Origin of the sequence: Streptomyces glaucus (assembly GCF_039533365.1) — a bacterium.
GTDB lineage: Bacteria > Actinomycetota > Actinomycetes > Streptomycetales > Streptomycetaceae > Streptomyces > Streptomyces glaucus.
Genome location: NZ_BAAATK010000011.1, coordinates 120232 through 138509 on the forward strand (window position 1 = coordinate 120232; position 18278 = coordinate 138509).

Annotated in this window: 16 protein-coding genes and 5 pseudogenes; 12 read left to right on the forward strand and 9 right to left on the reverse strand. The window is 69.0% G+C overall.

Going from position 1 to position 18278, the window contains the following annotated elements; genetic code table 11:
• Positions 1-7: 7 nt before the first annotated feature.
• The 3 genes from ABD363_RS11390 to ABD363_RS11400 form a co-directional block, all read right to left on the reverse strand.
• Positions 8-807, reverse strand: a protein-coding gene (locus tag ABD363_RS11390) for an IS5 family transposase (RefSeq protein ID WP_344602354.1) whose coding sequence is annotated in 2 segments (ribosomal slippage) — positions 8-469 and positions 472-807 — 798 coding nt in all. Because the reading frame shifts where the segments join, the coding sequence is not laid out codon by codon here.
• 43 nt (positions 808-850) lie between these two features.
• Positions 851-1105, reverse strand: coding sequence for a DUF6332 family protein (locus ABD363_RS11395; protein ID WP_344602294.1), 255 nt, complete (start codon positions 1103-1105; stop codon positions 851-853).
• A gap of 670 nt (positions 1106-1775) precedes the next feature.
• Positions 1776-2609, reverse strand: coding sequence for an IS5 family transposase (locus tag ABD363_RS11400; RefSeq protein WP_344602356.1), 834 nt, complete (start codon positions 2607-2609; stop codon positions 1776-1778).
• 76 nt (positions 2610-2685) lie between these two features.
• On the opposite strand from ABD363_RS11400, the pseudogene ABD363_RS11405 reads away from it, so the two are divergent.
• From ABD363_RS11405 to ABD363_RS11425, 5 genes and pseudogenes are all read left to right on the forward strand, one after another.
• A pseudogene (locus ABD363_RS11405) lies at positions 2686-2862 on the forward strand (DDE-type integrase/transposase/recombinase); the annotation flags it as partial.
• A 315-nt stretch (positions 2863-3177) separates the two neighbouring features.
• Positions 3178-3603 (forward strand): hypothetical protein, encoded by a 426-nt coding sequence (locus tag ABD363_RS11410; RefSeq protein ID WP_344602296.1) that lies wholly within the window; start codon positions 3178-3180, stop codon positions 3601-3603.
• Positions 3604-3859: 256 nt separating this feature from the next.
• Positions 3860-4288, forward strand: a complete 429-nt coding sequence (locus ABD363_RS11415) for a hypothetical protein (protein WP_344602298.1) — start codon at positions 3860-3862, stop codon at positions 4286-4288.
• 1536 nt (positions 4289-5824) lie between these two features.
• Positions 5825-6397 carry a transposase gene (locus ABD363_RS11420; protein ID WP_344602300.1) on the forward strand — a complete coding sequence of 191 codons (573 nt, stop codon included), beginning with the start codon at positions 5825-5827 and terminating at the stop codon, positions 6395-6397.
• 52 nt (positions 6398-6449) lie between these two features.
• Positions 6450-6791 (forward strand): TetR family transcriptional regulator C-terminal domain-containing protein, encoded by a 342-nt coding sequence (locus tag ABD363_RS11425; protein WP_344602357.1) that lies wholly within the window; start codon positions 6450-6452, stop codon positions 6789-6791.
• A 250-nt stretch (positions 6792-7041) separates the two neighbouring features.
• Here ABD363_RS11425 and ABD363_RS11430 read toward each other — a convergent pair whose 3' ends face one another.
• A complete protein-coding gene (locus tag ABD363_RS11430) occupies positions 7042-7674 on the reverse strand; it encodes a TetR/AcrR family transcriptional regulator (protein ID WP_344602302.1) in 633 nt (210 codons plus the stop codon).
• 101 nt (positions 7675-7775) lie between these two features.
• On the opposite strand from ABD363_RS11430, the gene ABD363_RS11435 reads away from it, so the two are divergent.
• From ABD363_RS11435 to ABD363_RS11450, 4 genes and pseudogenes are all read left to right on the forward strand, one after another.
• Positions 7776-8690, forward strand: a complete 915-nt coding sequence (locus ABD363_RS11435) for an NmrA/HSCARG family protein (RefSeq protein WP_344602304.1) — start codon at positions 7776-7778, stop codon at positions 8688-8690.
• Between the two features lie 41 nt (positions 8691-8731).
• A pseudogene (locus tag ABD363_RS11440) lies at positions 8732-9385 on the forward strand (IS5 family transposase); the annotation flags it as partial.
• A 246-nt stretch (positions 9386-9631) separates the two neighbouring features.
• Positions 9632-10318, forward strand: coding sequence for a hypothetical protein (locus tag ABD363_RS11445; protein WP_344602358.1), 687 nt, complete (start codon positions 9632-9634; stop codon positions 10316-10318).
• Between the two features lie 303 nt (positions 10319-10621).
• Positions 10622-11229: pseudogene (locus ABD363_RS11450) on the forward strand (transposase).
• Between the two features lie 9 nt (positions 11230-11238).
• Here the strand turns inward: ABD363_RS11450 and ABD363_RS11455 are convergent.
• Positions 11239-11973 carry a D-Ala-D-Ala carboxypeptidase family metallohydrolase gene (locus ABD363_RS11455; RefSeq protein ID WP_344602306.1) on the reverse strand — a complete coding sequence of 245 codons (735 nt, stop codon included), beginning with the start codon at positions 11971-11973 and terminating at the stop codon, positions 11239-11241.
• Positions 11974-12138: 165 nt separating this feature from the next.
• On the opposite strand from ABD363_RS11455, the pseudogene ABD363_RS11460 reads away from it, so the two are divergent.
• Positions 12139-12307, forward strand: a pseudogene (locus tag ABD363_RS11460) (IS5/IS1182 family transposase); the annotation flags it as partial.
• Positions 12308-13726: 1419 nt separating this feature from the next.
• On the forward strand, positions 13727-14194 hold the full coding sequence (locus tag ABD363_RS11470; protein ID WP_344602308.1) for a hypothetical protein: 468 nt from the start codon (positions 13727-13729) through the stop codon (positions 14192-14194).
• 11 nt (positions 14195-14205) lie between these two features.
• Here ABD363_RS11470 and istB read toward each other — a convergent pair whose 3' ends face one another.
• Both istB and ABD363_RS11480 read right to left on the reverse strand, forming a co-directional pair.
• Entirely contained in the window at positions 14206-15000 is a 795-nt protein-coding gene (istB, locus tag ABD363_RS11475) for an IS21-like element helper ATPase IstB (protein WP_425577974.1), read from the reverse strand.
• A gap of 312 nt (positions 15001-15312) precedes the next feature.
• Positions 15313-15636 (reverse strand): annotated as a pseudogene (locus ABD363_RS11480) (cysteine hydrolase family protein); the annotation flags it as partial.
• A gap of 276 nt (positions 15637-15912) precedes the next feature.
• Between ABD363_RS11480 and ABD363_RS11485 the strand changes: the two are divergent.
• Positions 15913-16455, forward strand: coding sequence for a GNAT family N-acetyltransferase (locus ABD363_RS11485; RefSeq protein WP_344602310.1), 543 nt, complete (start codon positions 15913-15915; stop codon positions 16453-16455).
• Between the two features lie 384 nt (positions 16456-16839).
• Here the strand turns inward: ABD363_RS11485 and ABD363_RS11490 are convergent, their stop codons facing one another.
• On the reverse strand, positions 16840-17256 hold the full coding sequence (locus ABD363_RS11490) for an SDR family NAD(P)-dependent oxidoreductase (RefSeq protein ID WP_344602312.1): 417 nt from the start codon (positions 17254-17256) through the stop codon (positions 16840-16842).
• Positions 17257-17369: 113 nt separating this feature from the next.
• Positions 17370-18209: an SDR family NAD(P)-dependent oxidoreductase gene (locus ABD363_RS11495; protein WP_344602314.1), complete on the reverse strand. Its 840-nt coding sequence runs from the start codon at positions 18207-18209 to the stop codon at positions 17370-17372.
• Between the last annotated feature and the right edge of the window lie 69 nt (positions 18210-18278).

Here is an 18278-nt window from a genome sequence, read left to right on the forward strand (position 1 = left end):
AGTCATCTCATTTGGTGAGTCGGCGGTAGCAGATGAGGGTGCAGGCGAGGCTGGTGAAGGCGAGGAAGTGTTCGGCTTTGCGTTCGTAGCGGCGGTGCAGTCGGCGGCAGCCCGCCAGCCAGGCCATGGTGCGTTCGATGGACCAGCGGTGTCGCCCGAGTCGCTGTGAGTTCTCGACGCCCTTGCGGGCGATGCGGTGCCGGATGCCTCGCGGTGACAGCCATTGCCGCAGATGGCGGTAGTCGTAGCCCTTGTCGCCGTGGAGCTTGCCGGGCTTGCGCCGGCGAGGGTCTCGACGGGACCGGATCGGGGGTATGCCCTTCACGAGCGGGATCAGGGCCTGGCTGTCGTGGACGTTGGCCCCGGAGATGCCGACGGACAGGGGCAGACCGGTCCGCTCGGTGATCAGATGGATCTTCGAGCCGTTCTTGCCCCGGTCGACAGGATTCGGACCTGTCAGGTCCCCCTTTTCAGGGCCCGCATGTTCACCGAATCGATCGCACACCGCGACCAGTCCAGGTCACCGCGGACACCGAGTTCGTCGAGGACCAGGCGGTGGAGCTTGGCCCACACCCGGGCCTTCGTCCACTCGGCGAACCGACGGTGGGCCGTCGCGCCGGACGGCCCGAACGACACCGCGGGCAACTGTTGCCACGTGCAGCCCGAGGTCGCGACGAACACGATCGCGGCCAAGACCTCGCGGTCACCGTGGCGTCGCCGGCCACCACCCTGCGGCCGCGACGGCGCCTCCGGCACCACCTGCTGGAACAACTCCCACAGCTCATCCGGCACCAGCCGCTCAACGATCCCCACGCTGAGAGGCTACCGGCCGTAAAGGAAAGGCCCGTGGTCAGCGGCCCATGCGGCGCTGCTTGTCGAACCGCAGCAGCACCCGTACAAGACGCCACACCCCGGCCACCGCTCCGAGCAGTGCGCCCCCCGCCAACACGCGTCTCTCTACCGAACCAGAGAGGTCAAGGGTCAGGGCGAGAGTCCAGGCGACGACAAAAATTAACCCAGCCAGCACGGCGGCAGTCACCAGAGCGAAGACGATCTCCACCGTCATTGCGTCCTTTTCCCATCGCGACTCACGCCCCATGTCCATGCTGCAAGTCTCACATCGCGGTTAAACCACCGTGCCTGCGCTGACCGCTGACTCACACGGGCAGCTCGACCACCAGTTGAGATGACTTCTAGCAACTCGCGCGGATAGGCGGGTGGGCTGGTAGATGCTGACGGATCACGGCCGCTGTGACGGGCTGTGACGAGGTGGCCGTCAGGTTAGTGGCAGCAAGGTGAGGGCCTGGATCCGCGACGCTGCGAAATCGCTACCGCAGCGGGGGCAGCCGTTGGTCAGTTGGTGTGCTCCGATGTGCCGTCCGAAGATCGGGAGTCCGGTGTCGGGGTAGACGGCTCGAAAGCGTGCTGTGCAGGCGTGGCAGGTCAGGGTGTGGATTTCCGCGAGGACGACTTCTTCCAGGGCATGCGGGTCCGGTGTGGCGTTCCCGGTGAGGTCGGGTGCTGGTCGGTTCGCGGGCCAGACCGCCACGTAGGGAGCTTCTGGTCGCAGGTGCGGCCGGAGGAGTGCCGGACGGAAGCGGTTCTCGAGCTGTGCGAGGGCCTCGGTGGTGGGTCGCAGGGCCGCGGGGACGGGCTCAGTGGCGGCGAACACCTCAAGTTCGCCCCAGGGCAGTGCGAATCGCCGCATGTGTTGTCCTGTCCTCCGGGGCTGTCATTGTCGCCCGAAGCCGTGGGCAGTGCCGCCAGCAGGGAGGTCACGGACGTCGGCGGGGGCGCTCGTCCCAGCGGCGGGTCGTCCAGGCTCGGCGGATGAGGCTGCGGACAGTGATGATCGTGTCTGCCAGGCCGAAGAAGGCGTCGATCACGGTGGTGCGGCGCTCGAAGCAGCGGGCAAGGCGGTGGAAGGCGTTCTGCCAGGCATGGGTGCGCTCCACGTGCCGGCGTCGGCTCGCCTGGATCGGTGTCTTCTCGCCCTCGTGGGCGATCCGGCCGCGCAGGCCTCGTCCGGCGAGGAGTGCACGGGTCCTGGTCGAGTCGTAGCCGGCGTCCAGATGCACGGTGATCTCATCGGGCAGCGGGCCGGGATCGCCCAGACGGTCCAGAGGGGGTGCCAGCAGCGGGGAGTCGTGGCGGTTCGCGCCGGCCGGAACCCGGCCAAGCGGGATGCCGTAGCCGTCGGTCGTCCCGGAGTGCTTCAGGCCCTGCTTTCCGCGGTCGACAGGCGAGCGCCCGGCCGCCTCGCCGCCGCCCGGCGCCTTGGTGATGGCGCCGTCCACCGCGATCTGCCCCAGCACGAGACCGACGATCCGGTCGTAGCCCTCGAGCGCGATCTGCTTGAACCGGCTGAGTACCCCGAGCCGGATCCATTCGTCGCGACGGCTTCGGATCGTGCTGGCCGAGCACGTGGCGTCGGCTATCGCCTCGTAGGAGCACCCGAAGCGCAGCAACTGCAGAAGCTTGTCGAACACGATCCGGTCACCAATACGCGGGCGGTGACACCGCAGCGGATGGTTCGGGTGGTACACCGGCCGCTCGGGCAGAAGCACCGAGAATTGGTCCCACAGCGGTTCGGTCAGCCATGATGGCAGGACAGGCGCAGGTCTCTCCGGTGGTCACAGACCATCGCAACTCCATGATCGCCAGGACCTGTGCCTGTTGTACGGCCGGGACACCCCAGCCCCTATCCGCGCGAGTTCTGAGCTGTTCAAGAAGACGCGTACAGTGCCCCGGGTGATCGCCACCGACAAGCTCCGCTCCTACCGAGCGGCCCACCGCGAGGTCATGCCCCGCGTCGAGCACCGGCGGTCGAAGTACCTCAACAACCGGGTGGAGAACAGCCACCAGCTCACCGGCAGCCGCAAGACGCTGTGCAGGCCCGATGTCCCGTCGACGTTCGCGCTGGGCGACCTCAATCCAGGCGACGGCGAAAACGTTCCTGGAGGACCAGATGGACGACTCGCGGCTGTCTGCCGCCCGTGCGCTCCTCATCCACAGGAACTGCCCGGCGGGGCAAGGAACCATGGAACGAGTCCGACGCGGTGATGAGCGATTTCTGCACAGGTTTCGCCGAGGCGCTGCAGAAACTCATCGACCAGCAGGTGGCGCGCCGGGCCAAGTTCCTTGCCGCGCAAAAGGCAGAGAAAAGGTAGGTGTCGCATGTTCCTGATGGGCGCGTTGCTGGCTGCAAGTCTGGCCACTGCAGTGGTGGGCATCCTGGTGATGCTCGTCCTGCTGAGCCACCCGCCGCTACCTGTGCCCAACGCCTACGCGCTTGTCGCCCTGAGCCTGGCTTCCTCGGCGGTGGCGGTGTACTGCTACGGCTGGTTCTCCGTCCGCGTGGGGGGCCCTTTTCCTGAACTGTGCACGAACCGGAACGACGCCGGCGCCGACTTGGCGGCCATCAAGCAACAGTACTGGCCCCTTCGAAACGCCTGCGTGTACTCCGACGGGCCGACCGTGGAGCACATCTCGATGTCGGTCACCGTGTTCGTATGCCTATTGGCGGGTGCCGCCCTCGTCTCGGTCGGCACCTCCGTATACCTGCGCAAGCGAGTCAGAAACCCTTCTGAAGCGATCTCATGAACACCGGTTTCTCGCGCCGCGCCCTGCTCGGAGGATTCACCGGTGTCGCCGCCGGAGCCACACTGCTCGTCACGGGGGAGGGCCTGCCCGTTCCCGGCACCGCCCAGGCCGCCGACACTTCGTGGAACGAGCCCAGGTCAGTGAACGGATAGGAGATGCCCACCGCGCGCTCGTCGGGCACTGCCACCTACGCCATACCGGGAACAAACCTCCGGGTCGTCCTGCGAGAAGGGGATGGGGGATCGTCCTGGCCCATGTGGCACAACGCTTCCATTACGACGTCACCCGGCTCGAAGCGAGCCGCGGACAGGTCATCGGGTACAGCGACGATCGGCAGGTGAAGGCGGATTTCGTATCGAACCACCTGCCGGGCACCGCGTTGGCACTGTATCCGGATAATTACCCGCTCGGCGTCAAGGGCAACTTCTTCCCTCATCAGGTCACGGCGATCCGGGACATTCTTGCTGAGCTCCGAGGTGTCGTCGGGTGGGGCGGCGACGCGCAGTCACCTAAGGAACCGGCCTTTTTCATCGACGTCCCGCCGGGTTCGGCGAAACTCGCCCTGATTACAGAAACCCTCAGGCGATGGGCCGTCACTCCTGGCAAAGGAGCCGGGACTCGGAACGTCGAGGATCCCCAGCGCGTCAGGGCCGCGAAGAAGCTCGCCAGCATGCGGGCGACCTGACACTGCGGTGGCTGCTGAATGAGATGTCGTCTTAGTGCCGGCGTCGATCTGGTCCTGCCGCACCCACTTGCGCAGTGTCTCGGTCGTGCCGATCCCGGGCTTCACGGCGACCGCTTTCATCGCGGCCCGCTCTGTATCGTAGCCGGGCCGCACCCTGGCAGCCATCCGCACCGCACGACGGCGCAACTCAAGCGGGCAAGGGAAAGGGCGTGCCATGAATCGATCCTTTCAAATGATCGAGTCCCTGCCGAACCCGGAACGGTTCGCGCAGAAAGGGCAAAAGAGATTTAATCAACCGTCAAGACGCCGACGATGATGCCGACCAGTGTCGCGATCACCCATAAAGTAATTTGCATCTTTTTGGAATTGCTCATGAGTCGATCATCCTTTTCGATGTCGATGCGTTGGATAGAGGGATGAGGAGGGCGGGATTGTCATTCCTGCCTCCTGTCGTTACCCTGATCAGTCAGGGATGAACCCTCCGGTGGGATCGGCGCAAGCCCACGGGCCCCCATTTCTTCGCTCCAATCATTGCCGTCCTCGTCCAGTATCGAATTCGTGGTGTAACAGGCGGCAACATAGCCGGGCGTCGGCTTCACCCAACGCCCCACCGTTTTCGCCCCCGACTTCAGCGTCCCATCGATGTCGTCCCACAGGAGTCCCGTGGGGCCGATATGGGCGTGCCCGCGCCATCGGTCACAGCGGTTTGCCCAAGTCAGGTGCGAATACGGGAGAGCCGGCCGCCAGCCTTCTGCTCAACATGTTCGGCATCCTGCTCGCGGCAGCGACGCTCCTGCTCCCGGCGCTCGCGTTCGTCGACTTCGGCCTGCTGCTCGGTTGCGACGGCCCGATCCTGGCAGTCCTCGCACAGGTGCGGGTGCGACTCGCGCTTGCTCCAGTCCCAGGGGACCCGACCGCCTCCCACCGGCCGTCGGTGAACTTCTGCCCGCAGTCCTTGCACACTGGCCGCGCCTCCCGCTCCGCGGCCATCCGCTCTGCGCGGCGCCGTTCCTCTTCCCGGGCGGCCTGGCGTCGGCGGGCGAGGTAGGCGTCCCGGCGGGTGTTGCCGATCGCGTCCAGCAGCGGCTGGCGGTGGTCGCGGCCGAAGCGCCAGAGGGCGGGCCCGGCCGGGCCGTGTTCGCGCAGCTGGTCCAGCGTGGTCGCCACGATCGGGAGGCAGCGGTCGTAGGAGTGGCAGCCGCCCTGGGGATGCCGCCGTCCCTGCCAGTGGTGGCGGGTGAGGTTGGCGACCCGGGCCATCTGGTTCTTGAAGCTGTTGTCCTTCCGGTCACGTACTCGCTCTTGATCGAACGGGAGCCTGGATCGGGTGAGTGGGCTCTGGTTCGCGCATGAGGAAAGGGCCTCCTGGTAGCTCACGGTTGTCGAAGCCGGAGCGGCAGGAGGCCCTGCGTCGCAGTTGTACGTGGTCGCATCCATGGAGTCCAGCTCTCGCCCACCCATGGGTGTGACTGCCTCGCCCACAGGTTCGGGAACGCGGCCGATCACCCGGACCGTGAGCCCCGGTACAGCTCGGACATGTCGGACGGCGAGTGGGCGGTGGCACGGCAGTCGTTCCCGACACCGGGGTGGATGGAGGGCCGGGGCGGCCGGCCGCAGAGCTGCTGCCGTCGCCAGATGATCGACGCGGTGCGCTACCTGGTCGACAACGGCGTCAAGCAGAGGTCACCGCCGGTCGATTTTCCGCCCGGGGACCGCGTCTACGCGTTCCTCCGCCGCTGGCGTGACGATTACCTGGTTCATGAAGTTCATGACCGGCTGTGCGCACGGGTCCGGCTATCGGAGGGCCGTGACGCCGAGCCGGGTGCCGCGGTGGTGGACTCCCAGCCGGTGCGGGCGGATGCCACCGTCAAGAGCGTCTCCCGCGGTTTCGGCGGCGGGAAGAGGATCAACGGCCGCAAGCGGCATGTGATCGTGGACTGCCTCGGTCTGCTGCTGGAGGTGCTGGTCACCCCGGCCCCGACGCCGGACCGGGACGCCGCCCGCATGATGCTTCCCACCGTCCGCGACCGTTTCCCGGCACCGCGGCACGTGTGGGCCGACGGCGGCTACACCGGCCACCTCCTCGACTGGGCCGCCCGGGAACCCTGACTCGTCGTTGAGGTCGCCAAACGCCACGGAGCCGCCGGCCCCCGCCCTCGTCATGGAGGCGATGAGCCAGGCCTGCCGCGGCCCCGAACTCGAAGCGCTGCTGAGCCGCGACGACGACGAGGAACGGTCCATCATCACCACCCTGCTGCACAACGCGGCCGCGGCAGGCCAGATCGACCCCGCCCTGGACCCAGACGGCACCGCGGCATGGGGCATGGCCCTCATCGCCGCCCTCTGCACCAGCGCCGCCACCGACCCGTCCTTCACCCCGGCCGCCCGGCTCCCCACCCTGCGCCTGATCCTTCACCGATTCCTACGGCCCAACACCCACCAGGAGGCGGAGCGATGGACGGGCACCCACAGGACCCAATACAGCGGCAGGCACACAGGGTGATCTTCCGGCCGTGTCGGCGGCGAATACGCGACACCTCGACATGCGCGCCTACCAGTCCCGAGGCCGAGGGAGTGGTCAACGCCGCCCTCGCTTCGGAGTACGAATTCAGGAGCAGGCCGCCGCCAGAGTGCTGTACGGCGACCCGCCGAACTGAGCCGAAGCTCAGGAGTTGTCACCGGCGACGCCGGATGGGCTGGCGGAGAGGACCGGTCGAGGCACGTTGGCTGTCACCGATCAGGCATTCCACTTGTCACAACCGCCCGTTCGGCAGACTTTCCGTCACCAGTACCGAAGATCCTGAGTTCCCGGGTGCCCCAGCGATGCCGTGCTCAGGGCTGAGCCCTTCCACAGCGAGGCGGAAGAGGCGGTCTGCCTGGGTCTCGGGGTCCTTGTGGTGCTCGGTGGCCAGGGCGATGCCGACGGCGAGGGTCAGCAGGTCGTGAAAGGTGACGTGCGGTGCAACCGCCTTGTCGCGAATGGCTCGCTGGAGCAGGGGAGTTCCGGCCGCTGCGATTCTGTTGCCACAGGAGTGCGGGGAGGGTTCCTCGGCGGGAGGCTCGTAGCTGAGGGTGTTGGCGAATCCGCGGGCGGAGACGGCGTAGAGGACGAGGGCGTGGAGCCACTCCAGGAGGGCAGTGCGGCCGTCCTCGGTCGCACTCAGCCGGTGGGCGCGCTCGCACAGGTCCTCGATGCGCTCCTGAAAGACGGCTTCGAGCAGGGCACGACGGGTGGGGAAGTGACGGCGCACGGTCGCCGAACCGACGCCTGCGGTGCGGGCGATCTGCTCCAGGGATGCCTCGGCGCCGTGCGCGGCGACCTCGGCTTCGGCGACGGCGAGGATGCGCTGGTAGTTGCGTCGGGCGTCCGAGCGCTGACCGGTCATGATCTCCTCATTGCTAAACGGCGGGCCCCGCCATATCTTAGCGACAGAATAAACGGCGGGCCCCACCGTTTTCGTTCTCCGGTCCGTGAGGAGCGGCAACCATGCCCGTCAACAGCGATACCGTCCTGGTCACCGGAGCCACCGGCCAGCAAGGCGGGGCCACGGCCCGCGCACTCCTGGCCGCCGAGGTGCCCGTACGTGCACTCGTACGCGATCCGCGGTCGAAGTCCGCCCAAGCGATCGAGGCGCTGGGCGCCGAGCTGGTGCGGGCGGATCTCTCCGACCGGGCCTCCCTCGGCCCAGCGGTCGAGGGAGTCCGCGCGGTGTTCTCGGTGCAAAAGCCGCCCATGACCGGGACCGGCGTGGACTTCGCGGGCGAGCTCGCCCAAGCCACCAACCTGATGGACGCGGCGAAGGCTGAGGGAGTACGGCAGTTCGTGCAGTCCTCGACCAGTGGAGTCGGTGAGCACACCCGGGTCGCCGGCTGGGCCGAGGGCCGCTGGGCGGCGATGGCGGACTACTTCCACACCAAGCAGGCGATCATGGAGGCGGTGCGGGGTGCGGGCTTTGCCCGCTGGACGGTGATCAAGCCCGCCTTCTTCATGGAGAACCTGCCCCTGCTGGCACCCAAGGGGCCGCGCGGCGGACTGCTGACGGTACTGAAGCCGGAGACCGAACTGGCCCTGGTGGCCGTGCGGGACATCGGCACGGCTGCGGCGCACGCCCTTCGAGACCCTGACCGGTTCCACCAGGTGGAACTGGAACTGGCCGGTGACCTGCGCACGATGGAGCAGATCGCGCAGACCTTGTCCGCCGCCTGGGGCGTGCCCGTGACCGCACCCTCCATGAGCCTGGAAGAGGCCCTCGACGCGGGCATGCCGACGTGGGGAGCCGGACACGAGTGGAACAACGCGGTCCTCCAGCCCGCCCGGCCCGAGTTCGCCCGGGAGTTGGGCATCCCGGTCACCACCTTCGCCGAGTGGGCGGATGCGCAGCTGACACCCGTGTCCGGCTAGGGTCTGTCATCAAATGATCTTCAGTCGGGGATCATGGCCGGGTGATACGTCGCCATGAACTGTCCGATGCCGAGTGGGCCTTCGTGGAGCCGTTGCTGCCCCGGTCCGAGCGGGGCCGTGGACGGCTGGACGACCGGACGGTCCTCAACAGGATCGTGTAAAAGTTCCGGACCGGCACGGCCTGGCGTGACGTGCCCGAGCGGTATGGCTCCTGGGCCACACTGCACACCCGCTTCCGCCGGTGGGCCAGGGACGGCACCTTCGAGCGGATGTTCCGGGCCGCCCAGGCCAGGGCCGGCGCGGCCGGGGACATCGAGTGGCTGGTGTCGGTCGACTCCACGATCGTTCGGGCCCACCAGCACGCGGCCGGGGTGCGAAAAGGGGGTTCCGCATCCCGGGAATCGGCCGGTCCGGAGGCGGCCTGACCAGCAAGATCCATCTGGCCTGCGACGCTGCGGGCCGACCGCTCGCCTTCACCGTCACCGGCGGGAACACCAACGACTGCACCCAGTTCGCGGCCGTGATGGAGGTGATCCGGGTGCCCCCGCTCGGGCCGGGACGGCCCCGGACCCGACCACGTCATCGGTGACGAGGGCTACAGCTCCAAGGCCATACGCACCTGGCTGCGGCGACGGAGCATCCGGCACACCGTCCCGGAACGGTCCGACCAGATCCGCAACCGGCTCCGACGCGGCAGCCACGGCGGACGCCCGTCGGCCTTCGACAAGCAGATCTCGAGGGGCGGGTCCGGGCGGTGCCTTCGCCTTTTCGTCAGCGCGGCGTCGCCCGGTTCCCCTGTTACCAAGTACGGACAGAACTCGGGGAACAACTTCCGCCCAGGTGTCATCTCATGGGGTGCAGGAAACAGCGGGCCCGGCCGTTTGCCCTGAAGGAGCAGGCGGCGGTGCCACATTCCGACCCGACCCAGGGGGACTTCGATGATGACCACTCACCGTGCTCGCCGTGCCGCCCGTTCCACCGGTCTGGTGGCCGTCGCCGCAGCTGCGGCGTTCGCACTGACCGCCTGCCAGAGCGGGGGCGAGGACGCCGCCGGCCCGGCGGACAAGGTTGCCGGCTCCGCATTCCGCTCCACCGGGGACGCCGGAGCGCTCAGCGGCGCCCAGGCCGGCTCGGGCAAGGCCCCGGCCGGTGTGCGGACGCAGGCGCTCGCCGCGTACCGCACCACCGCGCCGGCAGCCGCGGCCAAGGCGGCGTCCCCGGTCCGCACCCAGACCCTGGCGGACGGCAGTACGGCCAAGATCTACGAGCTCGGCGCCCAGCACTACCGCGCCGAGATCGTCCACAACGGTCAGGTCCTGGCCACGCTGGAGACCGGCGAGCACGATGCCGGGCTCGACGCCAATGACATGTTCGTCGTGCTCACGCTGGGCGGCCAGGTCCACTCCTGGATGGGCGGCGGGCACACCGGGCCGGGCACCTTCGAACTCGTCGGCGGCTGGACGGCCAAGGTCACGAAGATCGGCGACCTCCGGTACCGCGCGCAGATCATCGGCAACGAGGGCGCGGTGTACGGCACGCTGGAGGCGAACCAGCACGACGCCGGGCTCGACGCCAACGGCGTGTACATCGTGCTCAGCGCCGGCGGCGTGATCAGCGCTCACGAGTAGGCGCCTGCCCGGCCGCGCGGCAAAGCCGCCTCCGGCGGCTCCGCCGTCGCGGTGACGGAGGAGTGGGCAGGGGCGTCCTTCCGCGGTTGCGGTCTGCGTTTCCGCTGACGGGTGCAAGGGCGGCGGTCCGATGGGAGGAGGGGCCCGTCGTACTGCCGCTTCCTCGGGAGGCCGTGGACGTCGGCCAGGTCGACCGGGTCGACCTGGCCGACGTCCGGGACGCGCAGCACGGCGTTCACGTCCACGGCGGTCGCGGCCTCCTTGACACCGCGTCCTACGTGGTGAGGCGTCGTTGGACCCGGTATGGGGCGGGGTACGTGGAGTCGGATCGTTCCGGACGGGCTGTGGGAGATCGCGAAGCCGCTGATCCCACCGTCGAAGGTGCGACCGCAGGGCGACGGAACACAGGACACGCCTGATGAGACGTTGTTCGCCGCGATCATCCATGTGCTGGTCAGCGGCTGCGCCTGGCGGGCCCTGCCGCCGTGCTGCGGGATATCGAAGTCGACCGCCCACCGCCGGTTCCTGATCTGGTCCAGACCCGGCGTCTGGGGCCGCCTCCGCGAGGCCGTGCCGCGCCGGCTCGACGACGCCGACCTCATCGAGGTCATCCGCGTCGTGCTCGACACTGCCCACGTCAGGGCCAAAAAATAGGGGGCGAACACACAGCTCCGAGCCCTGTGGACCGGGGCAATCCGGGTTCCAGGATGCACATCCTGTCGGACGCGAACGGCCTGCGCCTCCTTCGATCAGGGCGGCGCCGCTGGGTCATCGAGCGCACCATCTCCTGGCTCTCCGGCTACCGTCGGCTCAGCCCCCGCTGTGAACGTGATCCCCGCAACTGCCTGGCCTTTCCCGGCCCCGCCGCAGCGCTGTGCTGCTACGAACGACTCGTCCGCCTCACCGCGTAGGACACGGTCTCAGATGCCGCAGGTGGGGGCCGACCAGTACGGTGACGGGTCGAAGGCCACGTGGGTGTGGTCGTTGTGGTCTGGGTAGCCCGGGCCGAGGATCTCCGAGAAGCCGTGCGTCCTGGACTGCTGGGCGAGGCGGCACAGGGACGGCGAGCCGACGAGGTCGGCCGCGTCGCCGTAAAGGTGACGGCTGGTGGCGGAGCCGCCGACCGCGTTGTTGCACGCGTGGGAGCGGAAGCCGCTGGAGATGGTGATCGGGACGTCGCCGAGGGCATGCCGCATCGCCTCCAGCTTCCACATGGTCTTGAGCGCGTTCGACTTGGCGGTGGCTGCGGAGACCGCGCCGCCGGACCAGTCGGAGTTGCACTTGTTGAGTTCGGCGTAGCTGAAGTGGACGGGCGTGCAGTCGGCGTCCTGGAGAGCGTAGATTTTGCTGAAGGTCGCGGGTCCGGCGACCCCGTCCGCGCTCAGTCCGTACGCGGCCTGGAACTTCTTGACGGCGGCGGCGGTCCGTGCGCCGTACTGGCCGTCGTAGGAGAGCCGCTCGCCGGAGGTCACCCAGCCGGCGATCCGGATCTGGAGCTGGGTCACGTCGCTGCCGGATGACCCCTGGGAGAGGGAGCGGTTCCAGGTGTAGCAGGAGTCGGCATGCGCGGTGCCGGCACCGACACCCACCCCGACCACCACGCCAGACATGAACATGACAAAAGAGAGAAACAGGCGTGACGCACGTCTGAACATTCCGGCCTCCCGACCGTCGGGTCGACACCAACCGGAGCCCAGGGTGCGGCAACGAGCTACGCGCGTCAATGGCGTCCTTCGAGAAACGACTCCGCCGTTCCCGCGTCCGGCGGGGACCACGCATGCCAGGGCGGGAACGGGAAACAGCCGCTGCCGTCCCCGCCCGGCGTGAACGCGCAGGTCGTGACCGGCCCCGCGGGCGGACTGCCATGGACCTCGCCCGCGCTGCCCGGCCGCACCCACGACCTCACCGCCGCCCGCACCCACCGCGTCGTCCGGATTCGCGAACGCCCACGTGCCCGTCCTCACCGGCCGCGCCTGCGTCGGAGCCGGCCCCCTTCCGACCGATGCCGACGACGCACTGGCCTGGGGCGCCGGCATCATCGGCGCTGCCCTGGCCGTTCTCCGACTCACCGCCGCGTCCCGCTCGGTGCGGAGCGACGGCGACACGGCGTGCGAGGGCCGGGCGCGGTACGCGCTGGGGCACGCCCTCGCCGAAGTGGGACGCATGGCGGAGGCGGAGGACCAGATCGACCGTGCCGCCGCCCTGTGCGAACGCAGCGGTGGCCGGCTCACCTCGGCCTACGCCCAGAACGTGCGCGGTTATCTCACCTACGCCCGGCAGGACGCCCGGGCGAGCAGGGAGAGCCTGGAGCGCGCGGTGCGCACCGCGGACGGACTGGACGAGGACAGCTGGGCCCTCGTCGCCATCATCCAGGGCAACCTCATCCAGGTGCGCGCGGGCATGGGAGACGTCGATGACGCGTTGCTGCACACGGCCGAGCGGCAGGTGGAGCTGAACCGCGCCAAGGGGCACACGCACAACGAGGCGTGGGCGCTCGACCGGCTGGGCCAGGTGCCGCATCTTCTCGGCGAGCACGACAAGGCCCTGTCGGCCTTTCGGCCGGTGCTGGCCCTCCTGCGGGGGGCCGAGCACCACCAGGCGGTGGCGCGCAGGCACACGGGCATGGCGGAGGCGTACCTGGCCCGCGGGAGTCTCGCCGAGGCCGCCCGTCACGCCCGGGTGGCGGTCGAGCTGTGCCGGGAGCACCGTCACCGGCGTCCGCTGATCAGCGCGCTGTGCGTGCTGGGTGATGTGATCCAGCGGAGCGGCCGACGGGGCGAGACACTGGCCGTGTGGCGCGAGGCGAGCGACCTGGCCGCGCGGGCGGGGGTGTCCGATCCGCAGGTGGAGGCCCGGCTCGCCACCGCGCACCCGTCCCGCTGACACACGTGGGGCACCGTGGTGTCCGGGTTCGTGGCGTGGATCGGCGTCACCGCCCCGCACGCGCCGCGGTCACGTGCGGGGAGCTCGGTGGACGCGGTGCGGCCCGCGGAGCGGGAGGTGCGCAGCTCGACGTTCCACAGACAGGACCCGATCCCGTCGGTCCCCCGGGACAAGAGCCGACGGAAGGTGCTCAGCGGCGGCCTCGCGGGTCGGGGCACCGCGCAGCAGACCCGTCACCACGGCGCGGTGGTACTTCCGCAGTCGCGGATCGCGGCCCAGGGTGTCCAGTGCCTCGGCGAGGACATCCCGCAGCGTGGCTGCGTAGGTAAGAGGCAAGAGCGGATGTCGGTGGGTTCCGACAGCAACTGACGCTGGGCTGGCACTGAAATGTTGCCGAGTTCTGAGAGCACCCCTGCTCCCGTGTCGGTTGCGTCAGGTCCAGGACGGTGCCGTTCTGGAACGTTTGATCGATAGCATCTCGTCGCGACGCTGCGGTGGTCAGTGGCCTGACGAGGTGAGGAAGCCATGAGCGATGACGTCCTGTCGATCATTCCGAGTGATCCGCAGTGGCAGCCGGACTGCGATGCGGTCGACCACGTCGTCGCGCTCGTCGAGGACCTGGCCCCTGGTGTGGCTGGCGGCGTGGAGGTGGAGATCGAGGTGACGTGGCACGACGTGGTGACGGCCGTCGACTGCGGGGCGAACCTGGAGAGGATCGGTTGCCCCTTGTGTCAGGCGGCCATCGACACGGAGTGGTGGGGCGATCTCCTTGAGGCTCACTGCGACGACGGGTTCACCACGCTCGCGGTCGAGGTCCCGTGCTGTGGAGGATCAACCACTCTCGACGTGCTGGATTACGACTGGCCCTGCGGTTTCGCCCGGTTCGAGATCGCCATCTGGAACCCCGAACGCCCCTGGTTCAGCGAGGACGAACTGACGGCTCTAGGGGACCGACTGGGCCATCCGGTGAAGCAGATCCGGGCCCACATCTGAGTCTCCGCAGCTCAGGCGATCGCCTGTTGTTCGGCGCGGGCTCGGGTGGTGGCGAGGCGGCAGGAGTCGGTGCCTGTCTCGATGATGTTGCCGCCGAAGGTGAGGCGGTCGACGATCGCAGCGCAGAGCCTGGGGTCGGTGAAGGTCTTGGCCCAGCCGGAGAGCGACTCGTTGGAGGCGATGGCGACGCTGTTCTTCTCCTCGCGCTCGGGCAGGACGTGGAAGAGGAGTTCGGCGCCGCGACGGTCTGGTTCCATGTGGCCGAGCTCGTCGATGCAGAGAAGGTCGACGCGGCCGTAGCGGGCGATGGTCTTGGTCAGCTGCTTCTCGTCGGCGGCTTCGACCAGCTCGTCGGCCAGCTTGGTCGCCAGGACGTACTCGACCCGGTGGCCGGCCATTGCGGCCTCCGTGCCGAGCGCGATCAGCAGGTGGGACCTGTCCGTGCCGGAGTCGCCGATGAGGCAGAGCGGCAGCCCCTTCTTGATCCATCCACACTTGGCGAGGGTGTGGACCATGGCCGGGTCGATGTTGGAGTTGGCGTCGAAGTCGAACTTCCGCAGCGACTTGTCGCGGGGGAAGCCGGCCGCCTTGACGCGCCGCTCGGACCGGCGGCGGGCCCGGTCGTCGCACTCGGCCAGGAGAAGCTCGGAGAGGAAGCCGAGGTAGGACATCTGCTCGCGGCTGGCGGTTTCGGCGAGCTCGGGGAACCGGGACCTGATGGTGGGCAGCCTCAGCATCCGGCATGCCTGGTCGATCGCGGCCCTGAGGTTGTCGTAGCGGACCTTCCCGGGCGGCACCCCGCTCAGCACGTTGAGAGCGTGGACGTGGCCCTCGAGGAACACCTCCTGCCCCGCCGAGGCGAAGATCCGGTGGACGGCCTTGCCCGGGCAGGACAACCGGACGCGAACAGGTAGCAGGTCACCAGCTCGCCGGCCGGCCGCACCGTCACGTCGCCGAAGTCGACCTCCGCCTCCGCTCCGGGCTTGTGCGTCTGCGGGACGAAGGCTTCCACCACGCCGCGTCCGGCCCGGACCCGGATCTCCTCACGCCGGTCGGCGACGCAGCCGCGGACCATCTGGTACGAGATCCCGTCCGCACCGTGTTCGTCCAGCAGCCGCGGTGGCGGCCACCGCGTCCACGACCCGCTGGTCCTCCCAGGTGTTGATGGCCGTCCGGTCGATCGGCGTCTGCCCGGGGAAGACGTCCTGCAGCTGGCGGATGATGTGGCCCCCGCGGTCCTCCACCACCGTGGTGAGGACGGTCGGCACGTCGAACAGCCTGGCGCCCTTGGCCAGCGCCGTGACGTTGTTGACCACCAGGTCGGCGTTCATGCTGCGCATCCCGGCGAACTGCGCGCCCTGGTGGTCGATCAGCAGCAGTACCGACTTCCCGGGCTCCAAGAGCGCGTCGAGGCCGGTGTAGGTGATGCCGTTGGCTGCCATGTCGTCTCCGTCGTCGTATCGGTGACGGCCTGGAACCGCGGCCGCCACCACCGACCCTCCCAGCCGCACCCCCACCCCGACATCGGCGACCACTACGTAGCCGAAGCCGTTGACCGGCAAGGCGGTCGAGCCGGAGCCGGCCGCACGGGAAGGTGGGGAGGAGCAGCGCCCGGCTGTTCCTCCCCACCTCCGGGACGCGGGGCGTGACGGTGCTGGGGCGTGTATCGAAAGCGCCCGGTGAGGATCGAGAGCCCATGGGTGATCCAGAATGATCGGATGGTCACACTTGAGACTCCTCGCTTGATCCTGCGTCGCTGGCGCGAGGAAGACGTGGCGCCCATGGCTGCCGTCAATTCCGACCCCGAGGTCATGCGGTGGATCCGTGACGGCAGCGTCCTTGACGAACAGCGGACTCGTAGCCGGGTCCAGGCATGGGAGAGCGAGTGGGAGTCACAGGGCTTCGGCCTGTTCGCCGTGGAGATCCGGTCCACCGGCGAGCTGGCCGGCTTCACCGGCCTTTCGGTGCCCGGCTACTTGCCGGAGGTACTGCCGGCGGTTGAGGTCGGCTGGCGGCTGGGACGTTCTTATTGGGGGCAGGGCTTGGCCACCGAGGCCGCTGCGGCCGCTGTACGGTTCGGGTTCGAGGAGCGAGGGCTGAAGCGGATCGTCAGCATCACTCAAGTGGGCAACGACGCCTCCGAACGGATCATGACCAAACTGGGGATGCGTCTGTTCCGTGAGACCCTCGATCCCACCGGTGGCCGGCGGGTACGAGTGTTCGAGTTGTGGTCGGACCAGTACGTCACGACCACTCGTTGATGGCGGCGGCGAGGACGGTAACCCCGTCGCGGACCGCGAGTTCGTCGTACCCGGTGGCCACGGCTCGATGTCTCGCGAGGCGATCGATGCCGCACCCGGCCGCGTGCCGGGCCTGATGACGACGATCATCGCAGGCGCCCTGGCGTTACAGGCGGAGGTCCGCACGGGTCGGGCGAGTCGTGACGCGAGTCTGGGCCCGTGCGGCCTGTTCCCACCCCCGATCCGGGGTCTTCCGCGCGCATTTCGACGGGTTGCTCGACGAACTCGCCCCCGAGTGGCAGGCCGCCCGTGAGCCGGCCTTGCACGAACGGCGGGGCGGGGACCGCGGGCGGGCTGTCGGTGCCGGGCCCGAGCAACACCGGGTCTTCGCCGATCGGCTCCTCGTCACGCCGGCGCACCCGCGGCCGGGGCTGCCGCACGCCGCTGCACCAGCCGACCGGCCAGGCCAACACGTCCCGAACCCGATCGCTCCCAGATCCGTAAGGCCCGCTTTCGACGCACGCCCTGGACGGCCTGGGCGGTGGGGAGGACGGTGATCTCCGTGAGGTTGACGTGGCGGGGGACGGCGGCCATGAAGGCGACGGTCTCGGCGATGCCGACGGCTACGGCGAGCGCGGTGCCGCCGGCGGCCCCGGTGTTCTTCACGATGGCGTCGAGGCGGTCCGTGCGGCGGGCCAGGACGGTCACGGAGGCGCCCCGTTCGGCGAGATGTTCGGCGGTCGCCGCGCCCATGCCGCTGGAGGCACCGGAGACGACGGCCACGTGGCCGGCCAGGGGAGTACCGGTGAGCAGTGCGGACATGACGGCACCTTGGATGCGCGTGAAGGGAACAGGGCGAGGGCCGGGCGGGATCGAGGGGCGTTCCCGCCCGGCCGGCCAGGGGTGGCGTGAGGTGGGCGTGCCGGCCTCGTGGGTCAGGCGGCGTCGTCGTGGGCGGTGGCGGCGGACTTCTCCCGCCAGGGCTCCAGGTCGTCGCGGATCTGCTGCAGCTTGACCTCGAGGCGTTCGAGGGTGTCGCGGCCCAGGTACAGGTGGGTGGGCAGCTTCTCCTCGGCGGTGACCTCGACGATCAGGGCGGCGCCCTTGACGGGGTCGCCGAGCTGGGCGTGGTTGGCCTGCTCGGCCCAGTCCAGCGTCATGTGCGCGGGCGTGCCGTCGTAGGCCGCGATCCGGCCGGCCGCCACCGACAGGGAGCTGGCGTCGAGGAAGTCGGTGCGGAACACACCGGGTTCGACCACCATGGACTGGATGCCGAACGGGGCCATCTCGGCCGACAGGGCCTCGCTGATGCCCGCGACGGCGAACTTGGACGCCGAGTACAGGCCGACTCCCGGTTCGCCCTCGAAGCCGGAGCGTGAGCCGATGTGCACCAGCTTGCCGGAGCCCTGCTCGCGCATGACGGGCAGGACGGCGCGGGTGACGTTGATGAGGCCGAAGACGTTCAGGTCGAACAGGGAGCGCGCCTCGGCGTCGGTGATCTCCTCCAGCGCGCCGAGCAGGCCCCGGCCGGCGTTGTTCACCAGGACGTCGATGCCGCCGAAGCGGTCCACCGCTGCCTCCACCGCCCGCGGAATGCTGTCGTTGTCGGTGACGTCCAGCGCGACGGGGAACACGTTCCCGGACGGCTTCAGATCGTCCGGCACACGCTCCGGGTCACGAACGGCGACCACCACCTTGTTTCCGGCGGACAAAGCGGCACGAGCGATTTCTGCGCCGATTCCGCGGGAGGCGCCGGTCACGAACCAGATGGCCATGGGATTGCCTTTCCTTTTGCTTTCCCGGACGGGGTTTCTTCCTACGGATTCGAGCCTGCCTGGCCGCCG